The organism is Crocinitomix catalasitica ATCC 23190 (assembly GCF_000621625.1).
Taxonomy (GTDB): domain Bacteria; phylum Bacteroidota; class Bacteroidia; order Flavobacteriales_D; family Crocinitomicaceae; genus Crocinitomix; species Crocinitomix catalasitica.
The window spans coordinates 105,253-118,147 of the sequence record NZ_JHXV01000008.1 but is presented as its reverse complement, the minus strand read 5'-3'; the positions used below and the strand labels follow the sequence as shown (position 1 = coordinate 118,147).

The following is a 12,895-nucleotide window of genomic DNA, read 5'->3' as shown; positions in this document are numbered from 1 at the left end:
ACCAATAAGCGTTAAAATGAGCACATCAGATAAAAAAGAATTTCTCGAAGCCTACCATAAGATACACGATTCACTTGTTCGATTCTGTATCGTAAAGAGTCGCGGAATCATGGACCCAAATGATTTGGTGCACGATGTTTTACTTGTAGGGTTAGAGAATTATAGCAAGATCAAGAATAAACAAGCTTTATTATCTTTTCTATTTACAACGGCAAATAATATTTGCCTCAATAAAATTAGACGAAAAAAATTCGCGGGTGATTATCATCAAAAGCAAGCAGATAATCTACGTGATCATTCGGTTGGAATAGAAGAGAAAATTGACTTACAAATACTTTATGCCGCTTTAGACGAGCTACCTGAATTACAAAAGGAAGCACTCGTACTTTTTGAAATAAGTGATTTACCGATTAAGGAAATCATGGAGATTCAAGCATCAAAAGAATCTGCAGTTAAGCAAAGGATAAAACGAGGACGAGAAAAACTAGTTTCTCTATTGAAGGAAGATTATGCAAAAGAAACAGCACTTGTTGCAGCCCTATTGCTCAATTTAAAAGGATCAGCAACAGAAAACATAGATCTATACTTCGCTGCTGCACAAAATCAGGCCTTACCAATGAGTCTACTTGATGCAACAGAAATCATTCAAAGTTATGGACTAAGTGGAAGTGCTGCATTATCTAAAGGGATAGTAACAGGTACTCAAAAATTAATTGTGGGCGTTGCAAGTTTCATTGTTATTTCGGGCGCCGTACTTTTTATTTCGAATAAAGAAAATGCCAATAGCCAAACACATCTTGAAACAGCTTTTATTGCTCCCGCAGTTGAAATAGTAGAAACAGTTGAATTCGATGAAAAGCCAACCTTAAAAAGTCCAGTTAAAACGTTAACGAAAGCCAATAATACTAAAATTGATAAAATAGGAATTGGCCCGCAAGCGATGCTAACAAGGTTCGTTCCAGGTGCGCTTCCCAATCAAATTCAACAAATAAATTTACCACCAGATACGATTGATGATAAACCTAGTAAAACATTAACCATAGATAGTGATAGAATAGCCGCAGCAGACATTCATTCGATAAATATCAACGATTTAGGAGAGAAAATTACGATTAGCACTTGGAAAAAAGAAGAGATCCTGATCGCATCAGATTTTGTTTACAATGGTAAAAAACCAGAAGACGATAAAATTCTAGCCGAAAAATTAGGCCATATTATCAATCTCAAAGATGGCAAATTGGATATTAATTCTAAATTCGATGGTGAATGTACCAAGTACATATCATTGGGCAAAAAGAAATACAGTACTGTTACTTTTCCAGATGGCCAAACGGTTAAATACAGGAACCTCGAACGAACTTATACCATCCATATCCCAGAACGTTTGGCGTTAGAATTAAATGCCAAAAATGCAGAAATTGACTTGAATAAAAGTGTTGGGAAATTATCTGGAAGTTTATTCCAAAGTACATTAAACGCAGGCAACATTCAAGGTGATTTGAATTTAGAAGCCAAATACAGCACCATAAATGTTGGCAATTTTACAAATGCGAAACTGGAATTTATGCAAAGCACATTCAATTTTGGCAATGGGAATAATGTCGATATCAATACAAAATATTCAACAATTAATGGTGCTACCATTCACGACCTGAATACACAATCAATGCAGACAACCTTTAATTTTCAATCTGTAACAGGTGATATTGATGGTGATTTTAAGTATTCTAATCTCACCGCTGCTACAAAAGGCGCTGTAAATGCAACTACACTTCAATGTGATTTTACATTAACAGATATTAAAAAATTAACGGGCTCTCACAAGTATTCAAACATTTCAGCGCACAATATATCCGAGGTTGATTTCAATTCAATATTACAAGTGAAGTTTAAAGCAAATATTATTGGTCAACTTAAGATCAATTCAAGTAAATACTCCAAATATTCTATACAAAACATTGCCGAATCCATTGATATCAATTCATTACAAGATAAAATTGAGATTTTAAGCTTAAGTCCGACAGCTACCTCCGTTGTATTCAGCGGAAAATATAGTGACTATGATTTAACCTTAAACAGAGATGCTAAATACGATTTTAATTATACAGGAAAATACAGTCAAATTCAATATAATAAATTAAACTTTGTAGCCCGAACGATTCAAGACGAGAACAATACCAATATCATTCAAGGTTTATTCAATCAAAATGGAGCAAACCAAGCCAATTTATCATTGAATTGTTTTCAAGGCACAGTCGAATTGCAATAGGCTCTTATTGCAATACAATTTTGCTTTGATAAATTACTGTTTCATTTCTCAATTGAACGTAATATGTGCCACGCGCGATTGAAGTCAAGTTTAATTCTGTATTCGCTTCACGAACTGATTCGGTTAAAATCAATTTACCATCCATACTATAGACATAAATTGAACCATTCGTGAAGTTATCAGGATGAACGATTATTATGCGACCAGTTGATGGATTAGGACGAATTATAAACTGTGCGTCAGTTAGCGTTTCAAGTCCAACCCCACTCGGATTTTCGACAGTCACTGTGACAGATGCCGTTTCTTGACAATCATTTTCGTCCATAACAGTAACTGTATAAGTCGTTGTTTCTTCTGGACTAGCAATTGGAGAGGCAGATGTAGGATCATCCAAACCAATAATTGGCGACCAAGCATAAGTCAAACCTCCACTTGCCATTAAAGTTGTTGATTCGCCTGTCAGTATGACTACATCATCACTAATTGTAACAATAGGCAGCGGATTAACAACAATCTCAATTGTTCTTGTTTCAGAACACTCATCTACCGTACCTGTTAAAGTATACGTTCTTGTAGCAGTTGGCGTGTATGATAAACCATCTTCAACCTCCATATCCCATGAATAAGTATCTGCACCTTCACCATAAAGAACGGTTGTTTCACCTAAACAAACAACAGAATCAGTCGCTAATGCAATTAAAGTATCCAAAGTAACAACTTCGGCAGTAATTAATATCCTACTACTTTCGCAGTTCGCTTCTCTAATATCCCAATCGAAGAAGTAATAATAAAAATCAAGTTCTTCCCCTTCAACATTTGACCCTGTTAAAGCAACCAAGCCCGGAATTTCATATGGATAACTTGGTGACCCATCATTAATTCTGAACAAATCTACAAGCGCACCAGTAACTTTTAAATAATAACCATCGTGCGGTAAAATATCAAAATTCAAATCAATTCGACTTTCACCTGCGGGAATATTTACAACAGTTGAATGTACAACAGCTCCACCTTCACTATCTAAAACTTGAATTGTTCTATTTCCAGCAGAACCTGCATAAACGCGCACTGATTCAAGAACGAAAGGTGCAACAGCGTCAAAAAACAAACCACGTGTATCATTAGCGGTAAAGAATCCTCCACCACCGAAAGTATTGTCCTCAGGACCTACAGATTGTAACGGACTTACAAATGTTTGTTGCACATAGAAATCACGTGTATCCATTATTGGAATAAGATATTCGTCACCAGTAAAAATTGGGGAGCCACCAACTTCATCATTAAACCATTCCAAATCACCACCAGTACCTGTCACATTCATTGTAACCAATCCAGGACCACAAATACTTACATCCTCTCCAACAGGTGCTTCAGGCTTATCAACCACGATATAAGAAACAATTATTTCACTATCATCACCAGCTTCGTTCGACACAGTTAAAGTTACAGTATAAGTACCACTTAATTCATAAATATGCGTTGGATTCTCTTCAGCTGAAGTTGTTCCATCACCAAATTCCCACAACCATTCAGCTGGTGAAAAATCAGACAAATCAGTAAATTCAACAATACCCGTACATGTTGAAGTCACATTCGCTATAAAACCAGCAATTGGCGGGAATAAAACATTCTCACCAGCACTAAAAATTAAATCAGAAACCAGTACAGCACCACTTGCTGATTTATCGAATAAGAATTTCACACTTTCAACTCGTGTAATATCGACATCTTCAAAATCAGCTAAAGGCAAACTAATCGTATTGTGCATAATACGCGGTAAAGTTGTACCATAATCACCAGGAGGAAAAAATAAAGCATCGCTATAATCTTCAACCGCTAAATCATAAGTAACGCCATCCAAATCTTGCAATACAACGCTAAAATTCAAGGGCACCTCAAAAGGTGATGATTGAAAATTAACGGAGGTTCTAAATTGTATCGCATCAAATTGAGATAAGTCCTGCATATAAACGGGCAAATCATTCTGATAAAAATCGTCCGGCGAATTCCAAGCCATCTCTATTTGCGACAATCCTAAAGTAACTACTCCACCATTTTTATTGTGTGGTTCTTGTGCTGTCCCAACTCCAATACAATATTGCTCACCAAAGTCATCGCCACAGATATCATAAGTAACTAAACCAGATTCTGAAGCTGCAGCACCAAGAGAATTAATATCTTCAGTTTCTTCGGTATCCAAGCGATTCAAGTCAACACGTTTTTGCATTGGTGGGTGAAAAGACATATAAATATCATCACCACTCAATGTTGAAGAGACAGGAGGGACGACATCCTCTACTTTAAGAATTGGATCAAATTCATCTTCACCACCAATATAAACACGATAAAATGCAGACGAATATGCTAAAAGTGCATTCCGTTGAACTTCGGGTGTATATCTTCTATTATCTGGACTTGAAGAACCGCAATGCGCATCAGATTGACCACCGTCGACATAACCCCAATCATCTGCTGCACCTGCTGGAAAAAGTCCTGGTGTCCAAACCGTATTAAAGTAATTGTGATTGGCACCCAACATTAGAATATTATGTTTTGCCGTCGTATCATCGGGATCATTATATCTCGCATCGTCATAAAAATGCACCCCTTGTAAATCACTAACATCTCCATCACAATAAGGAGCAATATTCATTAAAGCAATTCCATTTAATACCGGTCGATTAAAATCAACTGGTGCTAAAGTTAAAACAGCATGAATTCCATAAGGACTTCCTAATTCACGATTGTATAAAGCATGCTCAATTACGCCTTCACCTCCTCTAGAATGGCCCATCGTTCCGATATTATCCATATCCAATTTATCAACAAATAACTCATCAAAAGGATCACCACCAACGGTATTCCATTCGTCCCATAAATCTAAATGATATTGCAATAATTCACCCCGCGCACGCATTCCTCTATCACCTACACCATTGTCAGTCGAACTGATACTATTTGCAGAAACTGAAATTACGATATAACCATGACTGGCAAAATGTTCTCCTAAATAATCATATCCTTGGTAACTTGGAATCGGTTCGAATCCTCCGGTACAAGGCCAAGAAATATTAGTTGAACCCCCACTATAACAAGTAGAATGACGACCGTGTAGGATCAAAATCACAGGATATGGACCTTCACTCATATCTGTTGGATAATGCACAGAACCTGTTACTTCAATTAAGTCAGGAAAACTAGGCGCATCAAATTCTTCATCCCCAAAATCATATTCCAAATAAGAAACATCTAAATCACCGGGAAGACCAGGATCAGGTGTTTGTGCAAAAGAAATAAGCGCAAAAAACACTAAATAAATTGAGGTGATATTTTTCATAAAGTAAGCGTTAACAATCAATTATTTATTTTTAAAATCTTGCAATTGACCCAATATCCAATGCATGCCAACATAGCCATTGGTCAAATTCCCTTCTCCGTCTTGTTGTGTATTTGAATGGTAAAACCCATAAACCAATACAATTTCTGCATTCATTTTTAAGGCCTCAAAATCGTTGGTTGGAACTTTAAAGATTAGCCGGCTTAAATTACCATTGGGATGTTCGTTCAGTAAAAATGGTTTCGCACCAATATGTAGCACATATGAATTGGCACCGGCAATAAAAGATTCGTTTGAAGAAAAATAAAAATAAGTCTCATCACTATTCGATTGGATAGAATCTAAAAGGACGGTATTATCAATTTGGCTAAAAGAATAAGAAGCATTGAATAAAACAAAAATTACTCCTAAAATAAATTTCATGTAGGTTAATTAAGTATCGTTAAATGGTAACGCAAACTACACGTGAAGGGTTGTCAAATTACCAGACCAAAGCTTTAAATTACAAAAAAACTACAATTAAATTCTATCGAGCGTGAATGAAAAAGTTGAGCCAACACCAATTGTGCTCCGAACATTTATAGATTGTTCGTGTGCTTCAATAATATGCTTTACAATGGCAAGGCCTAATCCTGAGCCACCTACGTTTCTTTCCCGGCTTTTATCTACACGATAAAAACGCTCGAATAATCTTGGAATATGTTGTTCATCCATTCCTACCCCATTGTCAGAAACTTCAATTAAAATTTTACCCTCTTCAATCCGTTCGAAACGCACTTTAGTATATCCTCCATCAGTTCCGTAAGAAATTGAATTCGATATTAAATTGATAAAAACCTGTGCTAATTTATGGCGATCCCCATTAATAAAAATAGGATCATAGTGTTTGACAAAAGACAATTTTATATGTTTATCGTCAGCTTTACCTTCCAATTCTTTAAAAGACTGTTTTGCTAAGTCAACGATATCAATCTTCGTTTTATTCAAAGCAAAACGATCTCTTTCAAGGGTAGAAATATGATCAAGATCTTCCAATAAATTCGAAATACGATCAACACCAGTTAAAGCCCGTTCTAAAAAATCTCTATTCACCCGCTCATCTTCCAATCCGCCTTCTAATAAAGTTAAAATATAACCTTGTATACTAAAAACTGGGGTCTTCAATTCGTGTGCTAAATTTCCTAAAAACTCTTTTCTAAACTCAGCTTGACGTTGAAGGTCAATAATTTGTTTCTTCTGTGTTTTTGCCCACTGCGCTGTATCCTCAGTTAATTTTGTTAATACATCAGCGCTGATACTTAATTCATTTTTCTCTTCGTCCTGTAATTGTTTTTTACTGATGATACGATAAATCACTTTAATCTTATCATTAATAAAACGACCAACTAAATAAGTAAAGACGCCTAAAGAGAGTCCAAAAGTTATAAGAGGAATTAAAAATAGGGACCAGAGGCTAAAATCTAGCTTTGTAAAAGATTCAAATAATAACAAAGTAGAAAATACAAGTACTGAAAGTAGTGTACTCCCAATCAATATTAAATGTATGGGTTTTGACAGATTCATTTTAATTCCATTTGGCTGTACCAATCATATGATCAAAATCCTCTATCAAGTATTCCAAACTTGTTCGAATAGAATCATAATTCGGTTTAACATTAAAGTAAAGCGCACCTCTTAAGAAATGATTGGTACTATCCGTTAAGTAGAATTGGTAGGGAGAAGCTGCATCTCCGACAATCATATAATTGACGCCATAAATATCCCTTGTGGTATCGATTGTTTGTTTTTCTAAAATTTCATCTGCTTTAATACTATGATCATAGACCAATTTACGGGCATATTCTAAATGCATAAACAGATTGGTATCAATCGGTTGATATGTTAAAAATAAGGTGGCATTAAATCTTTTAATTTCAATATTTTTATTACAGTTCTCTTTATCAACGACTGAAAAATAGTCTGGCAATTCGAATGAATAATGGCAACTATCGTCTTGGTAGCTTTGGTAAGTCCGCTCTGGAAAGTCCAACCTCATAAATCCACGCGGTTTAGGATAATAATCCACCTCTTCGTCACAAGCTAAGATGCCGAAAAAACTCAAGAATACTATTCCTATTATGGTTAAATTAATTTTCATTTGTTTGCTGTTGAATTGTTAATTTGACACGTTTTATTTTGCGACTATCAGCAGCTTCAACGGTGAAAGTATAATGTTCAAAAACTACCCTTTCATTTTTCTTTAAAATTTTCCCTGCTTGCTCAATAATGAATCCTGCAATTGTATCAGACTCAGCTTTTGCCTCTTCAAATCGATCACCATCAATTTCAAGTACCTTATACATATCAATTAAGGCCGTTTTCCCTTCAAAGATGTAATTATTGTCATCTAATTTAGAATAAGTCAAATCCTCATCGTCGAATTCATCAGAGATTTCACCAACAATTTCCTCCAACACATCATCCAATGTCACAATTCCCGATGTACCTCCATATTCATCAACAACAATAGCCATGTGCATTTTTCGCTCTTGAAAACTTTTAAGTAAATCGTCAATTTTTTTATTCTCTGGAACAAAATAAGGTTCCCTTGCCAAGGCTTTCCAATCGAAATTTTCTTTCTCTTCAGCATAGGGCAATAGATCTTTGACAAATAGTACACCCACAATATGATCAAAAGACTCTTTATAAACTGGCACACGAGAAAAATGCGAATTCCCTTTTTTACCAACTACCCTATTTAGTAATTCATGAAAATTAAGATTCACTTCAACAGCCTCTACATCCATCCTAGAACGCATTACTTGTTTTACATCTTTTTTCCCGAATTCAACAATCCCTTGATATATTTCTAGATCTCTTTTATCATCCAATGCCTCACTCGCCAATTCGATTGCACCTGCTAAATCATCTGGAGACAAATCTTTTACCCTTTTTTTAACTTTTTTATTAATCAACGACGTTCCTTGAACAAGTCCCTTTTTTAATAGATTGATAGGAAAAGTATTCCCAATTACTTTTAGAGGAACAGCCATAAACAAGGCTACTTTTTGACCATTTTTAGCAGAATATACTTTTGGTATTACTTCACCAAACAATAAAAGAATAAGAGTAATTGCAACAACATCTATTAAAAACTTGATTAAAGAATCGACTTGATCAGGCGGAAATATTGTACTCGATAGATAAGAGCATAATATAATGATAGCGACATTTATAAAGTTATTCGTTATTAAAATAATAGCCAATAGACTTTTAGGTTTTTGCAAAAGCAAAATTGTTGTTTCAGCTGCTTTACCAGGTTGTTCGCCAATTTTTTCCTGATCGGATGGAGTTAAGGAGAAGAAGGCTACTTCAGCACCTGACACCAATGCTGACGCAAATAATAGGAGAATTATAAATACAATACTAAAGCTAACTGTTAACCAGATATCACTCCACTGAATTGTTGCAAACACTAATTCTAAAGAATCCATCAAAATTCAGTTTTTGTACAATTAAAACGGTAAATCATCTTCAGGCTCCGAAGTTAAATCCGCTGCTGGCGGCTGTACTGGGTTATTTTCAACCGAACTAGGATATTCAGTTTTTATATTATTTGCTTCAGCTCTCGATAACATTGTCATTTGATCCGCAACGACTTCAGTTGAATATTTCGTCTGATTATTTTCATCTTGCCAAGAACGGGTTTTCAATTTTCCTTCAATATAAACCTTCATTCCTTTTTTCAGATATGATTCAGCCACTTTAGCCAAACCTCTCCAACAAACAATATTATGCCAATCAGTAACATCACGACGTTCACCTGTGTTTTTATCAGTAAAAGTCTCAGAAGTAGCAATTGAGAAACGTGCAATAGAAACGCCACTTTCGAGGTGTCTAATTTCCGGATCACGTCCTAAATTTCCAATCAATATCACTTTATTCACACTACCTGCCATAACGTTTCAATATTATCTACAAATATAAGTATTATAGGGTGAAAATATCACGGTCCTCCATATATCTTATTAACAGTTGTGGCATTCCATAATCAATCAAGTCGATGTTTTTTACAAGAATTTCACCTTTTAATGTTTGATATTCGTCCACAAATACACGATGAAAAGTTGCAAATAAAGTCTGATGTGTTAACTGATGCTTCAAGGTAATATCAGTTATTGCGGTAATATCTCCAAAACGATTTTGAACTTCATCTCCAGATAAAATTTCCGAATCCGTTTCAATTAATGGAAATTGATATAAGCCTTTCCAAATATCGTTCTCATCACGTTTTAATAACACAACCTTATCTTTAACACAGAAAACAAAAAAGTGTAAGTAGCGCTTTCTCACTTTAATCTTCTTGGTTTTTATAGGAAATGACAACTGCGTACCTTCCTTTCTAGACTGACACATTAAGGCGACTGGACAATTTTCACAATCAGGAGATTTAGGCGTACAGACCAAAGCCCCTAACTCCATCAATGCTTGATTATGATTCCCAGGTTGCTCACGATCCAACAATTCGTCCGCTAAATCTTGAAACACTTTCTTACCGATTGTACTATCAATAGGCGTATCTACAGCAAAATACCTAGCCAAAACGCGATAAACATTCCCATCCACAACCGCATAAGGCAAATTTGACGCAAAAGAACAAATAGCCGCTGCAGTATATACACCTACCCCTTTAAGCGAGAGAACATCTTTATATGCTGTAGGAAAAACGCCATCATACTGATCAACAATCAATTTTGCGGTAAAATGTAAATTTCGAGCTCTACTATAATAACCCAAACCTTGCCAAAGATTGAGGACTTGATCTTCAGACGCTTCTGCTAAATCAAAAACGGTAGGAAAGTTTTCTACGAACTTTAAATAATAATTTAAGCCTTGATCTACCCTCGTTTGTTGCAATATTATCTCCGATAACCATATTTTATATGAATTATTAGTCTTTCTCCAAGGTAAGCTTCTTGAGCTTTGTCTAAACCATTGGTGTATTGATATTGAAAAATAAGCCATTAGTATAAAAAATACAAAGTTCTTTACTTTTTATTAAAACAATCCAAAGAATATGAATTATTTTTGTCATGATTTACAAAAGATTAAAAATAAAGAAGTTATGACCAAAGCAGATATTGTATCACAAATCTCAGACGAAACAGGAATTGAAAAAATCGCTGTACAGGCAACTGTAGAAGCTTTCATGAACTCAGTAAAAACATCATTAAGTAGCGGTGACAACGTGTATTTAAGAGGATTCGGCTCTTTTATCGTAAAAGAACGTGCAGAAAAGACAGGTAGAAACATTTCAAAGAATGAGTCTATTATTATACCAGCACATAACATCCCAGCATTTAAGCCTGCAAAGACTTTTATTGAAGAGGTTAAAGAGAAAGTTGCAGTAAAATAAGCAACTTTTGCATTTAGTAAATAGTTTTACTATCTTTGTCCTCCAATTTAAGGATGAAAAATTAAAAACTTCCTGATTTTCAGGGAGTTTTTTTTACATATTAAATAAAAGTTAAAGTATTAATTCATAAAAAAAATCTTTGTTATGCCAAGCGGTAAAAAAAGAAAAAGACATAAAATGTCTACTCACAAGAGAAAAAAGAGACTTAGAAAAAACAGACACAAAAAGAAAAAATAGTTCTTTAATAGAACTTTCATTTTGTATTTAATTCTTGAAAAACTTAACAGTAATTACTGTTAAGTTTTCTTGGTTTATTCTAATTTAAATTTTCAAGTCAGTGAGTTTTGAACTTATAGTAAATTCAAAACCCAGCGGAGAAATAGAAATGGCTCTAATGCGTGATAAAACGTTGATAGAGCTGCACGAGGAAAAAGTAGAAACAGACTTTGCCGTAGGCGATATTTACCTTGGTAAGGTTAGGAAAGTAGTTGGAAGTCTAAATGCTGCATTTGTAAATGTTGGTTATGAAAAAGACGCATTTTTACATTATTTAGATTTAGGCCCACAATTCAACTCCTTAGATAAATTTACTCAGGATACATTACGTGGTAAACAAAATGTAGCTGATTTACTTTATTTCAAGTCTGAACCAGACATTGAAAAGGATGGGAAAATATCCGATATTCTTTCTAGTTCTCGTGAAATTTTGGTGCAGGTCGCCAAAGAACCTATTTCATCAAAGGGTCCCCGACTCAGCTCAGAAATTACTGTTGCTGGTCGTTTTTTAGTGCTTGTACCTTTTTCGAATAAAATATCGATTTCTCAACAAATCAAGGATCTTGAAGAGAAAAAGAGATTAAAAGAAATAGTGAAAAGCGTACTTCCGAAAAACTTCGGAGTAATAATTCGAACAGTTGCCGAAAACAAGAAACTAGCGGAAATTGATAGCGATCTTAAGGATCTGTTACAACGTTGGCGAAAAATGCACGGCAATTTAAGGAATTCCAAATCTCCAAAAAGAGTTTTAGGAGAAATCAATCGTGCCTCTTCTTTGTTACGAGATACCTTAAATGCGAACTATTCAAAAATTCATGTCAATGATCCTGTATTATTGGCTGAAATGAAAGATTATGTTCAATTAATTGCACCTGAAAAAGTTGCAATATTAAAGGAGTACAAAGGAAAAGTTGACATATTCGAACAATTCGGGGTCAACAAAGAGATAAAGATATTATTCGGTAAAAAAGTGCCATTACCTAGTGGTGGTTACTTAATCATCGAACATACAGAAGCCATGCATGTGGTGGATGTAAATAGTGGAAATAGAAGTGCGAAAAATGATACGCAAGAAGACAATGCGATCACAGTTAATCTAGAAGCCGCAGAAGAACTTGCACGTGTATTGCGTTTACGTGATATGGGTGGAATTATTTGTGTTGACTTTATAGACATGCACAAAAGAGATAACAATAAGATGCTTCATGCTAAGATGAAGGAATTATTGAAACAAGATAAAGCGAAACATAGTATTCTTCCTCCAAGTAAATTTGGTGTCGTTGAAATTACTAGACAAAGAGTTAGACCGGTTACCAATATTGAAACATCTGAAGGATGTCCAACTTGTGGTGGAACTGGAAAAATTCAAGCGTCAATTATGTTCGCTGATGAAATTGAAAATACTTTGGATTACTTATTGACAAGCAAAAAAGAACCAAAAGTCACTTTAGTTGTTCATCCTTATCTCGAATCGTACTTTAAGAAAGGAATCATGTCTATTCAAAGAAAATGGTTCTTTAAATACAAAAAATGGATTACCGTTCAAGCCAATAATTCGAACCATATTTTGGAACATAAATTTTTGGACAAAAACGGAGATGAAATTGTAGTATAACTA

The 12,895-nt window shown here is 34.8% G+C and carries 10 protein-coding genes; 3 read left to right on the top strand and 7 right to left on the bottom strand.

Annotated features, from left to right (window positions below; genetic code table 11):
- Positions 1-16 precede the first annotated feature (16 nt).
- The gene (locus T367_RS23745) at positions 17-2,269 is read left to right on the top strand and encodes an RNA polymerase sigma factor (RefSeq protein WP_072032171.1); all 2,253 of its coding nucleotides are present in this window, start codon (positions 17-19) and stop codon (positions 2,267-2,269) included.
- A 4-nt stretch (positions 2,270-2,273) separates the two neighbouring features.
- Here the strand turns inward: T367_RS23745 and T367_RS25545 are convergent, their stop codons facing one another.
- The 7 genes from T367_RS25545 to mutY all read right to left on the bottom strand — a co-directional run bounded on the left by T367_RS25545 (position 2,274) and on the right by mutY (position 10,610).
- The gene (locus tag T367_RS25545) at positions 2,274-5,606 is read right to left on the bottom strand and encodes a PKD domain-containing protein (RefSeq protein ID WP_157454144.1); all 3,333 of its coding nucleotides are present in this window, start codon (positions 5,604-5,606) and stop codon (positions 2,274-2,276) included.
- A 21-nt stretch (positions 5,607-5,627) separates the two neighbouring features.
- Positions 5,628-6,029 (bottom strand): hypothetical protein, encoded by a 402-nt coding sequence (locus T367_RS0106415; RefSeq protein WP_027419100.1) that lies wholly within the window; start codon positions 6,027-6,029, stop codon positions 5,628-5,630.
- A gap of 96 nt (positions 6,030-6,125) precedes the next feature.
- On the bottom strand, positions 6,126-7,169 hold the full coding sequence (locus T367_RS0106410; RefSeq protein WP_027419099.1) for a sensor histidine kinase: 1,044 nt from the start codon (positions 7,167-7,169) through the stop codon (positions 6,126-6,128).
- 1 nt (position 7,170) lies between these two features.
- Positions 7,171-7,743 carry a gliding motility lipoprotein GldD gene (gene gldD / locus T367_RS0106405; protein ID WP_027419098.1) on the bottom strand — a complete coding sequence of 191 codons (573 nt, stop codon included), beginning with the start codon at positions 7,741-7,743 and terminating at the stop codon, positions 7,171-7,173.
- A complete protein-coding gene (gldE, locus tag T367_RS0106400; RefSeq protein WP_027419097.1) occupies positions 7,733-9,079 on the bottom strand; it encodes a gliding motility-associated protein GldE in 1,347 nt (448 codons plus the stop codon). Before gldE ends, gldD begins: the two co-directional genes overlap by 11 nt.
- Positions 9,080-9,100: 21 nt before the next feature.
- Entirely contained in the window at positions 9,101-9,544 is a 444-nt protein-coding gene (locus tag T367_RS0106395; RefSeq protein ID WP_027419096.1) for a single-stranded DNA-binding protein, read from the bottom strand.
- 31 nt (positions 9,545-9,575) lie between these two features.
- Positions 9,576-10,610, bottom strand: a complete 1,035-nt coding sequence (gene mutY, locus T367_RS0106390; protein WP_027419095.1) for an A/G-specific adenine glycosylase — start codon at positions 10,608-10,610, stop codon at positions 9,576-9,578.
- Positions 10,611-10,662: 52 nt separating this feature from the next.
- Here mutY and T367_RS0106385 point away from each other — a divergent pair, with 52 nt between their 5' ends.
- Positions 10,663-11,001: an HU family DNA-binding protein gene (locus T367_RS0106385; RefSeq protein WP_169736035.1), complete on the top strand. Its 339-nt coding sequence runs from the start codon at positions 10,663-10,665 to the stop codon at positions 10,999-11,001.
- Positions 11,002-11,386: 385 nt separating this feature from the next.
- A complete protein-coding gene (locus tag T367_RS0106380; RefSeq protein ID WP_051568411.1) occupies positions 11,387-12,892 on the top strand; it encodes an Rne/Rng family ribonuclease in 1,506 nt (501 codons plus the stop codon).
- Positions 12,893-12,895 lie beyond the last annotated feature (3 nt).